This window comes from Sphingomonas sp. (assembly GCF_039594485.1).
Classification (GTDB): Bacteria; Pseudomonadota; Alphaproteobacteria; order Sphingomonadales; family Sphingomonadaceae; genus Sphingomonas.
Genome location: NZ_JBCNNI010000001.1, coordinates 202,659 through 222,579 on the forward strand (window position 1 = coordinate 202,659; position 19,921 = coordinate 222,579).

General features: G+C 64.9%; 17 protein-coding genes and 1 pseudogene. 12 read left to right on the plus strand and 6 right to left on the minus strand.

Annotated features, from left to right (window positions below; translation table 11 throughout):
* Window positions 1–3: 3 nt before the first annotated feature.
* Genes ABDV78_RS00980 through ABDV78_RS00990 form a run of 3 tightly spaced genes read right to left on the minus strand, consistent with a single transcriptional unit; the run spans window position 4 to window position 2,167 of the window.
* Window positions 4–516, minus strand: coding sequence for a glycosyltransferase (locus ABDV78_RS00980; RefSeq protein WP_343525285.1), 513 nt, complete (start codon window positions 514–516; stop codon window positions 4–6).
* The gene (locus ABDV78_RS00985; protein ID WP_343525286.1) at window positions 513–977 is read right to left on the minus strand and encodes a hypothetical protein; all 465 of its coding nucleotides are present in this window, start codon (window positions 975–977) and stop codon (window positions 513–515) included. Before ABDV78_RS00985 ends, ABDV78_RS00980 begins: the two co-directional genes overlap by 4 nt.
* Entirely contained in the window at window positions 974–2,167 is a 1,194-nt protein-coding gene (locus tag ABDV78_RS00990) for a glycosyltransferase family 4 protein (RefSeq protein WP_343525287.1), read from the minus strand. Before ABDV78_RS00990 ends, ABDV78_RS00985 begins: the two co-directional genes overlap by 4 nt.
* Before the next feature lie 285 nt (window positions 2,168–2,452).
* Between ABDV78_RS00990 and ABDV78_RS00995 the strand changes: the two genes are divergently transcribed.
* Together ABDV78_RS00995 and ABDV78_RS01000 are read left to right on the plus strand one after the other, a co-directional pair.
* The gene (locus ABDV78_RS00995; protein ID WP_343525288.1) at window positions 2,453–2,887 is read left to right on the plus strand and encodes a DapH/DapD/GlmU-related protein; all 435 of its coding nucleotides are present in this window, start codon (window positions 2,453–2,455) and stop codon (window positions 2,885–2,887) included.
* Between the two features lie 5 nt (window positions 2,888–2,892).
* Entirely contained in the window at window positions 2,893–3,885 is a 993-nt protein-coding gene (locus ABDV78_RS01000; RefSeq protein WP_343525289.1) for a hypothetical protein, read from the plus strand.
* Window positions 3,886–3,890: 5 nt separating this feature from the next.
* On the opposite strand, the gene ABDV78_RS01005 is transcribed toward ABDV78_RS01000, so the two are convergent.
* Window positions 3,891–4,991 carry an endo-1,4-beta-xylanase gene (locus ABDV78_RS01005; RefSeq protein ID WP_343525290.1) on the minus strand — a complete coding sequence of 367 codons (1,101 nt, stop codon included), beginning with the start codon at window positions 4,989–4,991 and terminating at the stop codon, window positions 3,891–3,893.
* Window positions 4,992–5,489: 498 nt separating this feature from the next.
* On the opposite strand from ABDV78_RS01005, the gene ABDV78_RS01010 reads away from it, so the two are divergent.
* From ABDV78_RS01010 to ABDV78_RS01045, 8 genes are all read left to right on the plus strand, one after another.
* Window positions 5,490–6,005, plus strand: a complete 516-nt coding sequence (locus ABDV78_RS01010) for a sigma-70 family RNA polymerase sigma factor (protein WP_343525291.1) — start codon at window positions 5,490–5,492, stop codon at window positions 6,003–6,005.
* 72 nt (window positions 6,006–6,077) lie between these two features.
* Window positions 6,078–7,022, plus strand: coding sequence for a FecR domain-containing protein (locus tag ABDV78_RS01015; protein WP_343525293.1), 945 nt, complete (start codon window positions 6,078–6,080; stop codon window positions 7,020–7,022).
* Window positions 7,023–7,114: 92 nt separating this feature from the next.
* Window positions 7,115–10,207, plus strand: coding sequence for a TonB-dependent receptor (locus tag ABDV78_RS01020; RefSeq protein ID WP_343525294.1), 3,093 nt, complete (start codon window positions 7,115–7,117; stop codon window positions 10,205–10,207).
* A gap of 115 nt (window positions 10,208–10,322) precedes the next feature.
* Window positions 10,323–11,093 carry a Slam-dependent surface lipoprotein gene (locus ABDV78_RS01025; RefSeq protein ID WP_343525295.1) on the plus strand — a complete coding sequence of 257 codons (771 nt, stop codon included), beginning with the start codon at window positions 10,323–10,325 and terminating at the stop codon, window positions 11,091–11,093.
* Between the two features lie 55 nt (window positions 11,094–11,148).
* On the plus strand, window positions 11,149–12,624 hold the full coding sequence (locus tag ABDV78_RS01030; RefSeq protein WP_343525296.1) for a surface lipoprotein assembly modifier: 1,476 nt from the start codon (window positions 11,149–11,151) through the stop codon (window positions 12,622–12,624).
* Complete coding sequence (locus tag ABDV78_RS01035) at window positions 12,614–13,357, plus strand: energy transducer TonB (protein ID WP_343525297.1); 744 nt, start codon at window positions 12,614–12,616, stop codon at window positions 13,355–13,357. Before ABDV78_RS01030 ends, ABDV78_RS01035 begins: the two co-directional genes overlap by 11 nt.
* Before the next feature lie 173 nt (window positions 13,358–13,530).
* The gene (gene katG / locus ABDV78_RS01040; protein ID WP_343525298.1) at window positions 13,531–15,795 is read left to right on the plus strand and encodes a catalase/peroxidase HPI; all 2,265 of its coding nucleotides are present in this window, start codon (window positions 13,531–13,533) and stop codon (window positions 15,793–15,795) included.
* 207 nt (window positions 15,796–16,002) lie between these two features.
* A complete protein-coding gene (locus ABDV78_RS01045) occupies window positions 16,003–17,106 on the plus strand; it encodes a pyridoxal phosphate-dependent aminotransferase (protein WP_343525299.1) in 1,104 nt (367 codons plus the stop codon).
* A 103-nt stretch (window positions 17,107–17,209) separates the two neighbouring features.
* Here ABDV78_RS01045 and ABDV78_RS01050 read toward each other — a convergent pair.
* Window positions 17,210–17,425: pseudogene (locus ABDV78_RS01050) on the minus strand (IS481 family transposase); the annotation flags it as partial.
* Window positions 17,413–17,676, minus strand: coding sequence for a hypothetical protein (locus tag ABDV78_RS01055; RefSeq protein WP_343525300.1), 264 nt, complete (start codon window positions 17,674–17,676; stop codon window positions 17,413–17,415). The pseudogene ABDV78_RS01050 and the gene ABDV78_RS01055, both read right to left, overlap by 13 nt.
* A 132-nt stretch (window positions 17,677–17,808) precedes the next feature.
* On the opposite strand from ABDV78_RS01055, the gene ABDV78_RS01060 reads away from it, so the two are divergent.
* Window positions 17,809–18,483 carry a response regulator transcription factor gene (locus tag ABDV78_RS01060; protein ID WP_343525301.1) on the plus strand — a complete coding sequence of 225 codons (675 nt, stop codon included), beginning with the start codon at window positions 17,809–17,811 and terminating at the stop codon, window positions 18,481–18,483.
* On the plus strand, window positions 18,473–19,825 hold the full coding sequence (locus tag ABDV78_RS01065) for a HAMP domain-containing sensor histidine kinase (protein WP_343525302.1): 1,353 nt from the start codon (window positions 18,473–18,475) through the stop codon (window positions 19,823–19,825). The genes ABDV78_RS01060 and ABDV78_RS01065 overlap by 11 nt, the downstream gene beginning before the upstream one ends.
* Window positions 19,826–19,921: the final 96 nt, after the last annotated feature.

The window sequence follows — 19,921 nt, forward strand, 5'->3', positions numbered from 1 at the left end:
TCATCATCCTTTCGGGCCGGTACCGCCGCCCATCGCCGAACGGACGAAGGCGCCGACATTGGCGAGCAATTCGGGGGAAGCGCGGTCGGGAATCCCGCCGCCAACCTGCAACGGCTCCGCGAGCAGGCGGGTCATTTCACGTTGCAGGGCCTGTTCGTCGTCAACGATCGACAGCCCCGGCATCCCACGAAAGCGGGATGCGGTTTCCAGTTGGTGGTCGGTGGTATGCTCGCCCCGTGCCGCGAGCCGGGGAAGCAGCAGCATCTGCTTGCGTTCCTCCAGCCCCTGCAGGATCGAACCCATGCCGACATGCGCGACGAACAGGCTGCATTGCTGAAGAAGCCGTCGATATTCGGTGATCGGCATCAGTCGGGACCAGGGGGCATGACGCGGTTCGTAGCGCCCCTCGCCGATCTGGATATGGATCGCCTCGTTCGGGTTCGCGGCCGCCCATCCGTCAGCGGCCTGGACGAGGCGGTCGAAGGCCAGGAGCGAACCCACCGATACGAAGATCACAGAACGGCTCCCCAATGCTCGACGCCGTCTTTCGCCGCCGCCTCGGGCCATTGCGCGACCACCTTGTGCGCGAAGCGCCGGGCGATCCGGGCGGAAGTCGCCAGCTCGTTCGGCTGAGCGATGCTGTCGATCCACAGCGTGCGGGCACCGAGCAACCGCGCGAACAGCAGGATGAACAGCATCGGCGCCGACCCGGTGGTCACCACCGCACAGGGGCGTTCGCGCAGGACGATCCCCAGCGCCTTCCAGGCGACCACCGGAAACGCGGCCAGATCGAAGCGCGTCGCATCAGGCAGGGTGTAGAGGCGTCGTCCGGGCACCGCCTCCGAATGGCTTTCGAAGGTCGATACATAGGCGGTATCCCATTCGGCGAACACCGGGTGCAGCCGCAACAGCTCGATCCAATGACCGCCGCCCGAGGCGCAGGCCAGGAGGCGCCCTTCCCGCGTGAAACTGATCATGCCTCCCCTTCCCCCGCCTGTCCGGTGCCATAGGTGCGAGCCGCGACATCGCTCCATCGCATCCCCTCGGCCTTTTGCCTGGCGCCCCTGGAAAGGCGCGCGCGCAGGTCTTTGTCATCCGCCAGCCGCTCAAATGCTTGGGCCACCGCCGCGACATCATGCTCCGCCACCAGCAGGCCGCTTTCGCCGTCCGCCACAGCCTCGGGAATGCCGCCGGACCGCGTCGCGAGCGCGGGCACGCCGTACGCGCCGGCCTCGATGAAAACGAGACCGAAGCCCTCGACCCGGCCCCCTTCATCCTGATAGCCCGGGAGGCAGAACAGATCGGCGGCGGCCAGCCGGTGGCGGACCTCCTCGAACGGCAGCGGGCCGGTGATCTCCACCTCGATGGGAAGGGCGGCGACTTTCCTACGCAATTCGGCCGAGAAATCCTCGTCGATCGCAGGTCCGACAACCCACCATTTCCAGTGACGCATGACTTCGGGCGGCAGAGAGGCCAGCGCCTCGGCAATCACGCCATGCCCTTTACGCGGCACGACACGTCCCAACGACAGGATGACGAAGCTATCCTCGCCCAATCCCATCCGCTCGCGGCCCACGACGCGATCGACACGCTGTTCGAGCCAGTGATCGGACACCGCCAGAGGGATCGCGACACTATCATCCCGTGCCACGCGTGGCAGCCCCCGATGCAGTAACTCGCGGGTATAGTCGCTATTGGCGATCCACGTGGCCCATCCCCTGCGCCAGAAACCCGTGGCGTCCAGCATCACACGCCGCTTTGGCGCCTGCATGTAGATGATTTCCGAACCGTGCACGGTGAGCAGGATTTTCGGTGTCGTTCGTCGAAACAGCCGCTCGCGCAGAACGGCCATGCGGAGCGGCAGAAAGAACGGCCAGTCGATCGCATGGACGATGTCGAAACGCCGCCGCGCCATGAGGGCCGCGACGCTGCGCACCCGCCCCGGCAATCCTGCGAGCGTCGCTGGGCCGCCATGATAGCGTATAACCTCGAACGGAAAGCCGGCATCGAGCGCCGTCTGATCCGCTCCATAGTCGGGCGCGTAGACAACGACCTCGTCCCCCATCGCCGCCGCTGCGGCGGCCAGTTCCCGGGCATAGGTGCCAATGCCGCCCCGAAAGGGATCGAACTCGCTGGTCAGCAGCAACAGGCGGCGACACGCGGTCATGCGTCAGCCGATCCGGCAAGACCCATGCCGTCCCACGCATCATGAAGACGCCCGCGAACGGTGCGCACGCCACTGCCCCTGTTCATGTCGCCCCCCGCTTCCCGAACCCCTTGTGCATTGCGGCATGCCTCGACCGGCCACGCCCTCGCAAGACCGATCATCCGCCTGTCGCGGCGCGTACCGTCGCAATTTGGAACGCTTTCAAAATGACTGGGGCCCCTTTGCCGTTGAGCCATAACCATCATTTGCTATGCGCCAGAAGGTCAGGGGTCGGGGGATGCGGACATGCGAAGTCTCAACAAGTTGCTGTGGCTTCGGCGGCTGCTGGTACGCGTCCGTTATCTCTATTATACCAAGTTCTGGGGCATGGATATTCATCCGACGGCCACCTTTTCGCTCAGCGCGCACTTCGACCGCACCTATCCCAGGGGTATCCATGTCGGGGCCGAAACCTATGTCGCGCTGGGTGTGACGATCCTGGCGCATGACATGACGCGCTCTCTCTATTGCGACACACGGATCGGACAGCGTTGTTTCATCGGGGCGCGCAGCGTGATCCTGCCGGGTGTCACGATCGGCGACGGCAGCGTGGTCGGAGCGGGCAGCGTCGTGACCAAGGACGTGCCACCGCATAGCGTCGTGGCCGGAAACCCCGCCCGGGTGATCCGATCCGACATCACGGTCGGTCCTTATGGGCGCTTTCCGAAGCAGGCGGCCTGAGGTCCATGCGTCCCGTCATCCTGCTGACCGTTCGTCCGGTGGAAAGCGATTTTCGCTATCCTCTCGCGTCGGAGCTGAACGCTCTGGGCCATCCGGCAGAATATATCTTCCTGAAGCGCCAGCCGCTGGTCACCGACATGGCGACCGGAACGATCGAAACCTGGTCACTGGGCGGGCTGTTCCGCCATTTCGCTGGCCTGCGCCGCCGGCCCGCCGATCGGCGGCCGGTGGTCTTCAACTCCACCAATCTCGCCTTCCCCTGGACCTCGATCGGTCTGCGCGCGGTCAGCGGAACGCGCTGGTGCCTGGATATGCACGATGAGTTGCTATACGGCGCGACGGGGTGGCAGCGGGCGAAGATGGCGACCGCTCAGCGGATGCTCGTCGCGCAGTCGGACATGATCGTCCACGCTTCGCCCTCTTTGGCCGCGCTATTTCCAACATCGCATCATATCGGCAACGCGTCCTCGCTGGCGATGCGGCCGAAGGTCGATCCCGATCCTTTGCGGGTGCTGGTCCTGGCCAGCATCGATGACCGCTTCGACTTCGACGCGCTGGCCGAGGGCGCGCGTGTCGCGGCCGATCATGTCTTTGAGGTCCATGGCAGAATACAGCGCGACGACGACGCCAATCGGGCAAGGCTGGAGGCGATCTGCGCCGAACGGCCCAATGTCCGCTACATGGGCCCTTATTCCGACGCGACGCTGCCCGACCTGCTGTCGCATTATATCGTCAGCTTTGCGCCTTATCGGACCGACACGGCCTTGACGGAATATATCGATCCGTTGCGCTTCTATCATTGCCTGGCGTCGGGCGTGGGCATCGTATCGACGCCCATCGCCCAGGCCAGGCGCATGAGCGATCGCATCACCCTGTTGTGCGATATCGCCGATCTGCCAACCAAGCTCGCCGAGGCGGCGGCCCGTCCAGTCTCGGCGGCACGGAGTTGGCGGGATGTGGCGCAGGCCGTTTCCCGCCTGATCGCGGATTTGCGCTGAGGCGGCTACCAGTGCGACCGGACGGGCGCCGCGTCAAAGGCTGCCCCGATTGCGCTCCATAGCGGTTTTGGCTGCAATTGCGCATCATAGGGCAAGGGACGAAGCGGCTCACCATCGGCGCGCTTCATATGCGCATCACCTTGCATCCAGCTCTGGTCGTCGTGCACGCCCCAGCACATCACACCCTTGACCGCAGCCTCGTCCAGACAGGTATCGAGAAAGGCGCGGGCATAGCCAGCCGTCAGGGCATCGCGGGCAGCGATATTGCCGGGTGCATCACTGTCGCGGAAATCCATCTCGGTGATCCGAATACGCAGCCCCATGGCCGCCACGTCGCGCAGAAAGGCCCGCAACTTGCCATGATCGATCCGCCAGGTCACACCCAGATGGCTCTGCATCCCGAGTGCATCGACGGGAGCCCCGCGCCGCTGCAACTCCGCGAGCAGGCCCAGCACAGCCGCCCGCTTCGTGTCGGAGGCGGCATCGGCATTCTCGATGCCATAGTCATTGTAGAAAAGATGCGCCGCCGGATCCGCCTCGCGCGCGGCAAAGAAACAATCGGCAATATAGCCCGTATCCATGGGCCGGCCGAACGGCGCGATCCGCAGGCCGCCTGCCTGCCCATCACGCGGCTCGATCGCTTCATTCACGACGTCCCATTCGGCGACGCGACCGCGATAATGGCCGACGATCGACTGAACCCGCGCCAGGAGGGTGGCGCGCCATTCGGGGCCCTGAAGCGCGCTCTCCGCCATCGCCGGGATCGATCGATACCAGAAGGCGGTATGGCCACGGATCGTTAGGCCATGCGTCCGCGCGAAATCGACATAGCGGTCCGCCTGGTCGTAAAAGGGGCTCCCGGCGGCATCGACCGTCCGGCTCCACTTCATCGCATTTTCGGGCACGACCATCGAGGCGTCACGGGCGACGATCGCCCCCACTGGCGATTGCGGCGCGATCGCCGCATCATTCAGCATATAGCCGAAATCCAGCCCCTTGGTACCGGCCCTGTGACCAAGCGACGCCGTCTCGGCCGCGCGCCCGTGCGAACCCGGAGTGAAACAGCCAGCCACCGCCCCCGCCAGAAACAAGCGTCGATCGATCATCTCACGATCCTCCAACACCACTCCGCCAGTGTCGAATGCCTGGCGAGCCTCTCATGGACGCCCCTGATGTACGCGCGGGGCAAGCATTAGCCCAGCGCCGAGTGTCGGGCTTTAATACCAGGCAAGGCAGGTCCCCGCCGATAACTGATGCGGTCGTTCCGACATCCGACATCGCCCTTCCCCCTCGCGCGTCAGGAAGGGGGCGCTGGCCATATGTGCGATTGACTCGCATTATCTTGCAATATAGTTCGGCGTCCATCATGGCCGGAAACGCTGTGGACGGTGCCGACAAGGGCGATCGGGAGCAACGGAAATGCAAAAAACCGGGGCGCTGCTGCTCATCCCTCATGCCGATTTGCGGGCCGTTCCGACCATCGTCGCTGCCCTTGGAGGCGAGCGGGAGGCTCGACCAGGCTTGATGCCACGCCCATTGCCCAAGCCCCGCATCGACAACCGACCGACATTGCCAGATCGCCCGGCGGCTGCACGGCCCGTTTCATGACAGCCGACGTCACCTTCATCGCGCTGTTCGCCAATCAGAGGCCGCGGCTGATCAGCGAGGCGGCGCGATTCACCGGCGACATCGCCTCGGCGGAAGATGTCGTACAGGATGCCTGGTTGAGACTGGCGCAGCGGAACACCGACCAGACCCTGGTTGAGCCGATCGGTTATATCCGACGGGTGGTGCGCAATCTGGCGCTCGATGAATATCGGCAGCGGCGGCGCAGGGAGAAACTCATGCCGCCCGGCTCCGACGTGGAAAGCGATACGGTCGAGGCGATCGGGGTCGATGCGGAACAGCGCGCCATCGCCGCTCAGGAACTGGCGCTTGTCGCCGCCGAACTGAGCCGGATGCCGGATCGCATGCGTCAGGCGGTGGAATTGCATCGCCTGTCCGGCACCCCTCTTCGCGAAATCGCGGCGGAACTGGGCGTTTCCGTCACGACGGCGCATGGGCTGGTGATGGAGGGGGTGGAACGATGCCGTCGTGCACTACGCCCGAAACTCTATTAGGACCGGCTTCCGAAAATTTGCCCTTCTTGCTCGTCTACATCCAGAAAGACGGCTCGGGGTGGATTAATCGTGATGACGGACGAGAAGGACGAGCCTCACCGGCGCGAGGCGCTGGAGTGGATGATCGCGTTGCAGGAGCAGCCCGATGACGCAGCGCTACGCGCCCGATTTGATCTCTGGCGGCGGATGCCCATGCATGACGCAGCCTGGAACGAACTGGCCCATGTCAGCACGTTGATCCGTATGGCGCCGCAATCGGGCAAAGCTGCACCCTCTCTCCCGCAACCCAGCCGACGCTGGCGACGCAGTAGCAGGGCCATGACGGTCCCCATCGCCATGGCCGCATGCCTGACGGCGGTCTTCCTGGGTCGTGACCTGCTCCCGGACATCCGAGCGGATGCGGCGACCAGCACGGGAGAGATACGGACTCTGAGCCTCGGCGATGGCAGTCGCGTCACGCTGGCACCGCATAGTGCGATCGCCTTTGACGGCACCCGCCATGCGCGGCTGCTCCGTGGCTCCGCCTACTTTCACATCCGCCACGACGATGCCAACCCCTTTCGCGTCGCGGCTGGCGATGCCGTCGCCACGGATCTGGGAACCGCTTTCGAAGTCCAGATGAATGGATCGACAACCCACATCGCGGTCAGAGAAGGCGCTGTCGGTGCATCCTGTACCCAGGGGTGGCGTGATGCCCTGCCCTTGCGCCCTGGCGAGACCGCGACCCTCGACTGCGCGACGGGTATCCATCGCCGTGGAGTGGTCGCCCCGTCCCACGTGGCCGCCTGGACAACCGGAAAGCTCGTCATCATCGACCGCCCTCTGGCAGAAGCCATCGCGGCGCTCCGTCCATGGCATCAGGGCTGGTTGATGACGAGAGGTCCCGGGATGGCCCGCCATGTGACGGGCGTTTACGACCTGCGCCAGCCTGACCGTGCACTTGCCGCGATGCGTCAGGCCCATGGCCTTGGCATCGTCAAGATCACGCCCTGGATCACGATCGTTCGCTCCGACTGAGCGGTCGCTTCAAAAAAAAGACCGAAAAGCCGGAGCGTTGAAACGTCTACCCCATGAATGCGAACGATACGCATTATCATCATTAACATTGAATGATCTTGGGGGCAGACGTGACGAACGGACGGATCGGTTTTGGATGGAAGCGGATGGGCATCGGCATGATGCTCACGGCGTCGGCCCTGGGCCTCATGGCCGTGCCGCTGGCGGCTCAGACCAGACAGGCACCGGTCAGCCTTGCCATTCCGGCACAACCGCTGGCCGATGCCCTGGCCCAATTCGCGCGACAGGCGCAGCTTCAGTTGAGCGTCGATGCGGCCCTGCTTGCCGGACTGCGCTCACCAGGCGCGACGGGCCGGATGGACCGCGCACAGGCGCTGGATCGCCTGCTGGCTGGGACCGGACTCGACTGGCGCTTGGCGGATGGGGTGCTGACGCTCCGACGTCGCCCGACGCAGTCCTCGACGTCGGGCGATGGCCAGCCGGGGCGATTGGCGACCGATTCCCTGCGGGTCGAGGGGGACGACAGCCCGCGTGATGTGGCCGAAACACGCGCCCAGCGCGGCCATGACACCGTCTTCGACGCTGATTTTTCCAGCGGTTACAAGGATCGGGCCGAGATCGAACGCTACAAGGGCGTCACCACCTCGGACCTGCTGACCGGCATGGTCAATGTGCTGAGCGGCGACGCGCGCAACAGCGGCGCGCTCGACCCCAGCATTCGCGGTATTCAGGGGCCAGGGCGCGTGCCCGTGGTGATCGACGGCACCGAACAGGCGCTGACCGTCTGGCGCGGCTATAATGGTGCAAGCAACCGGGCCTATGTCGACCCCAACCTGATTTCCGGCTTGCAGGTGCTCCGCGGCCCGACCGACCAGGGCAATATCCGCAGCTCGACCGGCGGCACGGTCGTCATCAACACGCTGGACGCCGATGACGTTCTGCGCCCCGGCCACAATTTCGGCCTCGACATGCGGCTGGAGGGCGGCAACAATTCGACCGATCCGCGCCTGCCGACGCTGTTGACGGGCCGCGATTATCGCACCGTACCGGGTTTTCCCCAGAGTTCGCCCAGCTTCGCGCTGAACGACCCGTATTTGCGCGTCGTGCCGCGGACCGGGTCGGACAACCGCTTCTTCTCATTCGGCGACCGCGCCGTCCGGGTGGCCAGTGCCTTGCGGATCGAGGGGCTTGATCTGTTCGCCGCCTATGCCTTTCGCGAGCGGGGCAATTATTTCTCCGGTACGACCGGCGCGGATTATTATCAGCAGACGTCGCTGCCGTCGCGAAACCTCAATCGCATCCGGCGGATGGCGGTCGGTTTCGTGCCCGGCAACGAGGTGCCCAACACCTCCAGCGATCTGGAATCGGTGCTGCTCAAGGCGACCTGGCATATCGCCGACGACCAGTATCTGCTGGTCAGCCTGCGCGACAGCGTCACTCGCTATGGCGAAATCATGCCGTCGCGTATCCCGATCGACACCGGAAATGTCCAATGGCCGCTCAGCAAGGTCCATGCCCGTGCCTATAATGCGGAATATAAGTGGCAGCCGGACAGCCGCTGGATCGACCTGAAGGCCAATCTCTGGGCCACCGACACCCGGAGCGACACCTATAATTCCGGCGGCATGCCCAATTTCGCGACATTCGCGAATCCGATCCTCATCGACAATGCCCGCGCCAATGCGATCAACAATCGCTACGGCTTCAACGCCAGCAACACGGTGCGTTTCGGCTCGACGTTCGACCTGACGCTGAGCGGTAACTGGCAGCATGAGAAGCTGGGATCGCAGGACGTCTACAATGCCGCGAATTTCCAGGGCTGGCGGCAATTCCCGCGCGCCGGGCGGCGGGAGGAGTTTCTCGTCCGGCTGGACGGCGAGTGGCGTCCAGCCAGCTTCCTGAAGCTGAATGCCGGGCTCAGCTATGCCGGATATTGGGCGGTGGACGATTTCGCGCGTAGCCAGATCGCCAAGGGCAATTCGAACCTGAATTCGGTCCTCTACAAGGGATTCCAATCCTATTTCAGCGTTCGTGGAACCGGCGCGTCGATTGCCGAGCAATATTGGCGCAGCCTGTTGACCGATATGGATCCGCAGGAGGTCAACGCCCTGATTGCGGAACTGCTGCCGGAATATCTGGCGAACCCCTATGAAGTGTCGTTCGAACAGCCTGGGCCCATTTGGGCACCCGACGCCCTGGGCCGCTATGCGCGGTCGGGCAATCCCTGTCTGAACGGGACGATCAACACGATCCAGGGCAATGACGGCAGGTGCCGCCTGGCGTATCTCAACCAGACCGTCCCGATCACGGCACCGCGTCGCTCCGCCCATCACTGGGCACCGAGCCTGTCCGCCACCATCTATGCCGACGAACATACCCGCGCCTATGCCCGCTATATCGAGACGTGGCGTTTCCCGAGCATGTTCGAAAGTACGCTCGGCTTCTCCGCCTCGTTCAACCCTCTCACGCCGCTGCGTCCCGAGCATGCCCGGCTCTATGAGGTCGGACTGGTCCGCGACCTGCGCAGCCTGTTGCGGCTGAACAGGGAGGATCAGCGCGCCGACATCAAGCTGACCTTCTATCACAACCGCATCACCGATGTGGTCGAGCGGTCCACCACTCTTCAGTTCAGCAATGTCCAGGAACAGACGATCGCCGGAATCGAGGCGGAGGCGCGGATCGATACCGGCGGCTTCTATACCCAGCTCGGCGCGGCCTTCATGACCACCAACCGGGTATGCGACGAAAGCGCCGCCGCTCTGGCCGACCGGAAGAATGGCAGCATTCCCAATTGCGTCAAATATGGCTTCCCGGACGGGTTCCTGCTGACCCAGGCGACGCCAGAGCAGACGGTCAACTGGACGATGGGCGGACGCTTCTTCGACAAGCTGCTCGAGATCGGCGGACGGCTGACCTATTACAGCCGCTACAACAATCCGCTGTTCCAGAAGATCGCGGACCTGCCAGCCGAACAGCAGCTTGACGTCTATTCGCTCAACGTGCCGTTCAGTTGGGGCGAGATCGTCACCGCCGACGCCTATGTCCGCTATCGCCTGAACGACCGTTTCTCGGCCGAGCTGGTCGGGACCAACCTCAATGATCGTTATTATGCCGACCCGCTGACCCGTTCGATGATGCCCGCACCGGGCCGCACCGTGCGGCTGAGCCTGACGGGCCGCTTTTGACGATCCCGAAATTCGGCCCCGCCGTCATGATCCTTCGTGAAAGCCGGACATGGATGGCGGGGCCGGATCGATGCGCCCGAAACGATCGAGCGCACACAACCGCAGGAGTAATAGCATGACCTCCATCAGGATGAAGACCATCGTTCTGGCTGGCCTCGCCACGGTCCTGGCCGCAGGCACGGCGCAGGCCCAGTTCGCCGGTGGCTCCAGCGACACCGACAAGGTGACGGTCGGCGAGAGCAATGTGAATGGCGGCCCCCATGTTTCGGGGCGCGCCGGGATCGCCGTGCCGGGAACCGAGGGGAAGCGCGTCGACTTCCAGGGGCTGAGCCTCTACGCGCTTCCCGACCTGAACGGGGTTCGCCATCTCAACATGGCGAGCAGCAGCACCCAGGATCACAGCCGCTATGGCGATTTCCGCTTCGCCCAGGTCGGCTCGGCGGACCTGTGGTTCGGTGAATGGTCGCAGACCGGCAATGCCTCGGCGGGCGACCATACAGTCTATTATGTCGGCAATAGCAGCGGCACGACCGTACCGACCAGCGGCACCGCAACCTATGCCGTCAAGGGCATCAGCGACTACGCCAATAAGGGCGTACTGACCGGGACGCTGACCGCCAATTTCGGATCGGGCACCTCGGGTACGCTGAGCGGCAGCCTGTCCAACGCCTCCACCGGGGCCGGCGTGAATATCGGCACCGCGCGGATTATCGGGGCCAGCTTCACGGGCAACGGGGCCGTCGCCACCCAGTCCGGCACCACTGTCGCATCCGCTGGCGCGGTGAGCGGCCGCTTCTTCGGAGCCAGCGCGGCGGCGCTGGCCGGCACCGTCAAGTTCGACGGGGCCCGTCAGCATGACACCGCCTTCGGCGGCACGAAGAACTGACGCGAAGGGCCGGGCTCCCGTCGCTCCCTTGCGGGAGTCCGGTTCCGCCACGATCATGATGCGCGATACCCCTATACCCTGTCTGCTGACGCTCACCACGCTGGCGCTGGCCGCGCCCGCCGCCGCACAGAGCGCCCGCAGCGACGATAATCGCCTACGCCTCGACCCCGGCATCGACCGCCGCGCCACCGCACAGGAGCGAGAGGCGATCGATGGTGACGCGCCACCGGATCGCATCACCATCGATGGACAGGTCTATACGGTCGCGAACACACCTGACGATCTCGGCCGCGCAATATACCTGTCGGTCGGGCGCAAAAACTGGGCCGATGTTCGCCGCTTCCTGCCCCGCTACCGGGCGCTTCCCCGGCCCGACCCGATGCTGGTCACCTGGGCCCTGGGCGGCCTTGCGCGGAGCGAAGGCCGGTTGAGCGAGGCGGAGCGCCAGTATCGCGCATTGCTGGCGATCCAGCCCGATTTCCTGCCCGGCCGCCTCGAACTCGGCCGTGTCCTGTTCGAGGATCGCAAGGACCGCGAGGCGAAGCGCCTGTTCCGTGCCATCCGCGAAGACTTGGCAAGACAGGGCGATCAGGCCGCCGGGGTCCGCAAGACCGTGGACACCTTCCTCTCGGTCCTCGGGCGACGGAGCGGCTGGCAGGGCATGATCGCGCTCGGCCCCGGCTATAGCAGCAACCTGAACCAGAGTTCCGCCAGCCAGACCTGTCTGCTGACCGGCGAGGACGGCACCTGCCTGATCGACCGAACCCTGCCACCCGCGATCGCATCGGTCGGCGTCAATGTCGAAGGGAATGTCAGCCGCCGGATACCGTTGAACGGACAGGGCGGCCTGCTCGCCCGTGCCTTCGTCTATGGCGACATCTGGCCGGACCATGGCTCGTTCGATCAGGTGACGCTGAGTGCGCAGATCGGCTATGATCACCAGACCGCGCGGCGCAGCCTGACCCTATCGCCGACCATCGATCTCGCGGGTTTGGGCGACCGGCTGCTCTACACCGCACCGGGTCTTCGTGCTGAAGCGATGGTCAGCCTGTCGCCGAACAGAGCGATCCGCGTCGAACTGGCGCGTCGGTGGTTCGATTATCGTCATGACTATGACGACCTGGACGGTGCTTTGACCGAAGCGAATATCACCGGCTGGCAGTCGCTGCGCGGCGGATGGACGTTGTTCGGCGGGGTCGAGGGTGGCGACAAGCAGGCCGATGCGAGGGCCAATGCCTATCGCCATTTTGGCGCGCGGATGGGCCTGGCGCGCAGCTTATCCGATTGGGCCGACCTCTCCCTAATCGCCTCGGCCCGCCAACGCGACTACCGGGGCTATAGCCCATTGCTCGAAGCGGTGCGGCACGACCGCGAGACGAACGTCACCGCCGTGCTGCGCCTGCCCAAGTTCCGCCTCGCCGGACTGACTCCCAATATCCTTGTCCAGCACAACCGGGTGACGAGCAATGTCGACTGGCTCTATTCCTTCCACCGCACCGCCGCCAGCATCAGGCTTGAACATGGTTTTTAGCACAACTTCCAATCGGTCCGGCTATTGCCAGCCGGTCCAGGCACGGGCGTTCGGCACGGGAACGCTGATCGTCGGCGGCGCGGTGGGTGCACTCCTGCTCAGCATTCACTGGATCGCGCCGCCGAGAAGGATGGTCGATGTCGGGCAGACGGCGGTGTTCGTCGCGCAGTCCATTCCGATCGAGCCAAAGACGGAGCCCGTCGAACGCCCGACACCGCCGCAGCCGCCGGCCGTGCCCTCCCCCTCTTCACCGCCCGCGGTGACGGTCCCGGCCGCGCCTGCATCGATCGCTCCGACTTATCCCGCCACAGCCAATCCCGTTACGCTGGCTGCCCCATCCCCAATGCCGCAAGCGAGTGACGGCGCGGCATCGACGGGTACGGGCGAGGCCCCGGCCCGCAGCGTCACCACCACAGCCGCCGTTGCGGCCGCATCCAGCGCCGCCGCCGGAGACTGGCGTTCCAGACTGCTCGGGCATCTCAAACGGTACCGGCGCTATCCCCGCCAGGCCGAGGCAGCGCGGCAGCAGGGTATCGCGCGCATCGCCATCACCGTACGTCGCTCTGGAGAGGTGACGGCGGTCGAGCTGATACAGGGCAGCGGTTATCCATTGCTCGACCAGGAAGCGCGCGCGACGGCGCGACGCGCCTCCCCCGTGCCACCCGTCGATGACGACATTCCCGGCGACCCCGTCACCGTGGAGGTGCCCATCGACTTCGCGCTCCGGCGTTGACCTTGCCGACCAAGCGAGACGCCCATCCTGCCCTTGTCCGGCATGGCTTCCGCGCTCCATGCTCAGGCCCACGCCCCTGCAATCGATGACTGTGATCGGGTTAACTCGTTTTCCCCCAAGAGTCCGGCTTCCTAATCCACCCCGATACAAGAATAACCATCAAAAGGGGTCTTATGCCGATTGCACCTGTATCGTTGATCGCGATGATGACCGCGCTGGCCAGCCCGGCGCAGCAAACCGATCGCCCGCAACCCAAGGCGCCGACCGCGGCCAAGACCGTGACGCAGGACCCGCCCGCGCCGGTCGTCGCCAAGCCCGGCGGCATGACGAACCGCGACTGGTGGCCGAGCCGCCTGGACCTGACCGCGCTGCGCCAGCATGAGGACACGCGGGCCAATCCCTATGGCGCCGACTATGACTATGTGAAGGAGTTCAACAGCCTGGACCTGGATGCGGTCAAGGCCGACATCCGCCGCGTGCTGCACACCTCGCAAGCCTGGTGGCCGTCCGACTATGGCAATTACGGTCCCTTCTTCATCCGTATGGCATGGCACAGCGCCGGCACCTACCGCGCGGGCGACGGGCGCGGCGGTTCGGATGGCGGCGAGCAGCGTTTCGACCCGCTCAACAGCTGGCCCGACAATGTCAGCCTGGACAAGGCGCGCCGCCTGGTCTGGCCGATCAAGCAGAAATATGGCCGCAAGCTCAGCTGGGGCGACCTGATGGTGCTCAGTGGCAATGTCGCGCTGGAGGATATGGGCTTCAAGACGGTCGGCTTTGCCGGTGGTCGCGTCGATGCCTGGCAGCCGGACGTGGTCTTCTGGGGCCCCGAGACCAAGATGATGGGCACCGAGCGTTCCAACCCGGACGGCACGCTGAAGCGTCCGCTGGCAGCGACCACCATGGGTCTGATCTACGTCAATCCAGAAGGGCCGAACGGCAACCACGATCCGATCGGCGCGGCCGCGGATATCCGCCATGCCTTTGGCAACATGGCGATGAACGACGAAGAGACGCTGGCGCTGATCGCCGGCGGCCACACCTTCGGCAAGGCGCATGGCGCGCATCCGCAAAAGGCGTGCCTGGGTGCCGAGCCGACCGCGGGCGCGATCGAGCAGCAGGGCCTGGGCTGGGCCAACAAGTGCGGCAAGGGCAATGCCGAGGACACGATCACCTCGGGTCTGGAAGGAGCATGGTCGGCGAGCCCCACCCAGTTCACCACCCAGTATATCGACAATCTGCTGAACTATGACTGGGTGAAGACCAAGAGCCCGGCGGGCGCGACCCAATGGATCCCCACCGATCCGGCGGCGGCGCAACTGGTGCCCGACGCGCATCTTCCCGATGTGCGTCACGCGCCGATCATGTTCACCACCGACATCGCGCTGAAGGATGATCCCGGCTTCCGCAAGATCCTGGAAAGCTGGCAGAAGAATCCCGAGCTGTTCAGCAAGGCCTTTGCCCGTGCCTGGTTCAAACTGACCCATCGCGATCTCGGCCCGCGCGCCCGTTATCTGGGCAAGGAGGTGCCGGGCGAAACCTATAACTGGCAAGACCCCCTGCCCGCGGCGGCCTTCGCACCGATCGGGGCCGCGGATCAGGCGAAGCTGAAGTCCATGGTGCTTGCATCGGGTCTGTCGGGTCCAGCGTTGATCCGTACCGCCTGGGCCTCGGCCTCGACCTTCCGCAGCACGGACATGCGCGGCGGTGCGAACGGTGCACGCCTGCGTCTCGACCCCCAGCAGAACTGGGCCGTCAATGATCCGGCTGAATTGAAGACCGTGCTGGCCCGGCTGACCGCCATCCAGAAGGATTTCGCGCGTGGCGGACGGCAGGTGTCGATGGCTGACCTGATCGTCCTTGGCGGCAATGCCGCAATCGAACAGGCTGCGCAGCGTGGCGGCATGACGATCAGCATTCCGTTCAAGCCCGGCCGCGTCGATGCCACCCAGGCACAGACCGACCCCACCTCCTTTGCGCATCTGGAGCCGGTGGCGGATGGCTTCCGCAACTATTATGGTCCCAAGGCGGAGGTCAGCGCACCCGAGGCCCTGGTCGACAAGGCGGACTCGCTCGATCTGACCGTGCCGGAAATGACCGTGCTCGTCGGCGGAATGCGAGCGCTGGACGCCAATAGCAGCGGGTCGCAGAACGGCGTGCTGACAAGCCGCCCCGGCACGCTCAGCAACGACTTCTTCGTCAATCTGCTGAGCATGGACACGGTGTGGACCAAGTCGGCGACGCCGGGCCTGTACGAAGGCAAGGACCGCGCGACGGGGGCGGCTCGCTGGACCGCGACGCCGGTCGATCTGATCTTCGGATCGAACTCCGAACTGCGCGCCGTGGCGGAGGTCTATGCCGCAGACGATGCCAAGGAGAAGTTCGTGAACGACTTCGTCGCATCGTGGACCAAGGTCATGAACGCGGATCGCTTCTGACCGAAACGGGGTCCGGCAAGTTCCACATTGCCGGACCCACCATTCTCCTGCGGCTATGGATGTGGTGGTCGAACAGCCTGCGCGTCACGCCCGCGCGCCAGTGTTTTCCCGGTTTCATCCCGCAATGGAACGGGAATAGAGCATTGGCCGGTCTGGAGCGAAGGTGGTAGCGATCGGGCCATCAACACAGCTGGATCGCCACCGGACATGGACCTGCATCCCTTTCTCCTCGATCAATGGACGGCACGATTTGCCGATGCGTCACCGGCGATCCGCTTTCATCTCGCGGGCAGCACCGGCCCAAGCTGGACCCTGGCCGAAATCGCCGCTCTCGGCGACACGCCGCTCGACCTGACGAACACTCCGCTCGGCTATTCGTCCGCCGAGGGAAGCCGTGCGCTCCGCGAGGCGATCGGCGCGTATCATGGCGTCGACCCCGATTGGGTGGTGATAACGACGGGTGGCTCGGAAGCGCTTTCACTTCTGTTCTGCGTGCTCGAACGCCCCGGCGCGGACATCCTCGTCCCCGATCCCGGCTATCCCGCTTATGACGCCATGGCGAGGGCGTGGCGCCTGAAGACCCAAACATATCGGCTGACGCGCGAGGCGCGCTATGCGCAAACCGCCGATGTCGTGCTGGCGGCCATGACGGCCCACAGCGTGGCGGCCATCGTCAACACCCCGCATAATCCGACCGGATCGGTGATGAAGCGGTCAGAGCTGGCTCTCCTGGCCGGTGAGGCGGCGGGTCGAGGCATGGCGCTGATCGTCGACGAGGTCTTCCATCCCATTTATTTCGGGATGCCACAGCCCTCGGCGGCGGACCTCGACAACGTGATCGTGGTGGGTGACATGTCCAAGGCCCTGTCGCTGCCGGGATTGCGGCTTGGCTGGATCATCGACCGCGACGCCGAACGGCGCTCGCGTCTCATCACGGCACGAAGCTATTTCGCGATCAGCCACTCGCCCCTTCTGGAGATCGTTGCAACCCACGCCCTCACCCATTCCGCAGCGATCCTCGCTCGTGCGCAGGCGGTGGCGGACGCGAACCTGCGGGCGGTGGAAGCGATGGTCGAGAATTTGCGGGGGTTGCTCGACTGGGTAAAGCCGGAGGGCGGGACCACCGTCTTTCCATGGTTCGTCGACGGCCGGGACAGCCGTCCGTTCTGCGAGGCGGCCGCCGCCAAGGGCGTCCTCATCGCGCCCGGTGATTGCTTCGGGCAATCGCACCATCTGCGGATCGGCATCGCCAACCATTGCGAGGGATTGGAGCATGGCCTTGAGATCGCTGCGGCGATCATCAAGGCCTAGCAGAACCGATGACGTCCTGGATCATGCGACGATAGCGAGCAGTTCACCACAACCGGGCCAGACCTGCATAACGATCGTCCGCGCTCGCGACGATCAGCGTCGGGAACGGCACAACCATTGCTCCCTCCGCGTCGGACAGGGTGGTGGAATGAGGGGCCTTCGGCCCGGTCTTCAGATCCTCCACCGTTCCCCGCTTGCGCCACTTCGCAACGGTCTTCGGGTTGATCCCCAGCTCCCGGCTCAGCCTCGCGAGCGAGGCTTGCGATCGCTATATTGCTGCTCGGACGGCGCACAGGGTCGTTGCAGCTATCTCGGCGATTTCGCTGTCGCCGGTTCGTCCCCCGCTTGCGGTATCGTTTTGCCGTCATCTCTCTTGCTGGGGTTCTGACCGTGACGAATGCGATGGGCGTGTTTCTCACGCCCGGCTTCGAGGCACGGCATCGCCTCGGCCATCGGAGCAGCCACGTCGTAGCAGTCGCCGGGGAGCTCGTTCTGGTTTTGTGAGGCGAAGGCAGGCACGGCGATCAAGCCGAGCGGGATGACAATCGCCCGGAAGCGGGTGCGGCGCATTCAAAGCCCTTCGAACAGATTCCGTGATGTGATGCCTTTGTCGTCCCAAAAAATGGCCCTGCCGACTTAAATGAATTTCACCTGCCGCGACCGAGCTTGGCCGCACATGGGATGTAAGGCTATGCCGATGGCATGGCTGCCATCCTGGTGATTGAAGACGACGACGCCACCGCCACGGCGATCATGGCCGAATTGGAACGGCATGGACATGGGACACGCCGCGCCGCCGATGGCGATATCGGCCTCAATCTCGCCACGCATGAGGCATTCGATGCGATCACCCTCGACCGGATGCTCCCGACACTGGACGGATTGACCCTGGTCGCGCGACTGCGGGAACGTCACGTCACCATCCCGGTGCTGATGCTGAGTGCCTTGAGCGACGTCGATGAGCGGATCGCGGGCCTGCGCGCAGGCGGTGACGACTATCTGACCAAGCCGTTCGATTTCGCGGAAATGGCGATGCGGGTCGAGGTCCTGCTCCGCCGGCGCGAGCAGGCGGAGGCGGTGGTCCTGCGCGGCGGCGGGATCGAATGCGACCTCGTCCGCCGCTCGGTCAGGGTGGATGGCGAGCCGACCCGATTGCTCCATATGGAATTCCGGCTGCTCGAATTCCTGATGCGCAACCAGGGGGAGGTGATGACCCGGCGGATCATCTTCGAGCGCGTCTGGGGCTATTATTTCGATCCCGGCGCCAATCTCATCAGTGTTCATATCGCGCGGCTTCGCAAGAAGATCGATCGGCCGGGCCGCCCTTCGCCGATTCAGACGGTCAAGGGAGAGGGCTATCTCTTCGATGCCGGTTGAGCCCTTGCGCTGGCGCGATATCATTCGGATCAGCACCTTCCAACTGTCCGCGATGCTGGGGGCGCTGTTCGTCACCGGATTGATCGCCATGCTGGGTGTCGTCTATCTCGTCACCGCGCGCGACCTGACTGCGCGGAGCGACCACATCCTGCACGCGGCCGCCGAACCGCTGCTGCAGGTGCCCGCCGATGCCTTGCCGGACCGCATTCGGGAAGAGCTGCGGCGCAACCGATCCGGCTTCAACTATCTGGCGCTGATCGCGGCGGACGGAACGCAGATCATCGGGAATGTCCGTCTCCTGCGCCCTCTCGCTCCGGGGCATCCGGTCGATGTCGAAAGCCAGACGCGAAAACCCTTTCGCCTGGTCGCCCTGCGCACCCGCGAAGGCGAAACGTTGCTGGTCGGACGCGACATCAGCCTGTTGCACGATCTGCGTCGCACGATCCTGGAAACCCTGATCGTCAGCGGATTGCTGATGCTGTTGTGCGTCACGGCGGCGGCGATCGAATTCAGCCGAATGCCACTCCGCCGCGTCCAGGCGCTGCAACGGGCCAGTCGGGAGATCGCTGCGGGTGACTTTTCGGTGCGGATGCCGATCGCGGGGCGGCACGACGAACTCGACCAGTTCGCCAGCACGGTGAATGCGACCGTGGAGGAGGTCGGCCGTGTCGTCGCGCAGGTCAAGGGCGTGACCGACGCCGTCGCCCATGATCTGCGCACTCCCCTGACCCGCGTTCGTGCGACCCTGAACGCACTGGCGCATCGGCCTCATGACGCGGACGAGGTGGCGGCGGGCATCGGCCGGGCGACCGCCGATCTTGACCTGGTGCTGGAGCGGTTCGCCGCACTCCTGCGCATCTCGGAACTCGAAGCCGGGCGGCGACGTGCGGGATTTCGCAGGATCGACCTGGCCGTCCTCGTCGCGCAGGTCGCCGAGCTTTACGAGCCGCTGGCCGAGGACCGCGACATCCGTCTGTCGGTCGCGACCAGGCCCCTATGGGTCGAGGGCGACGACAAGCTGTTGTTCGAGGCGCTCAGCAACCTTCTCGACAACGCCATCAAGTTCGGACGCCCCGGCGGCCAGGTCGCGATCATGCTGACCAGGGACGAAGAACGGGGAAGCGGCATCGAAGTCCGCGACGACGGCCCCGGCATCCCATCCGAGGAGCGCGATGCCGTTCTGCGCCGTTTCCACCGGGCCACGCAGGCTCATGACGTACCGGGTAGCGGGCTTGGCCTGAGCATCGTCGTCGCGATTCTGCACCTTCACGGCTTTCGCCTGCACCTGTCCGATGCGCGGCCCGGCTTGTGCGTCAGGATTGCGCTGCCCCAGGCCGGGTGAAATTCATTTAAGTCGCCTGCGCCCCCGATTGGCGCGAAGACGCGGTGTCGGCGACGCGGCTGCGGTTCCCCCCTATCCCGCGCCGTCGCCGACACC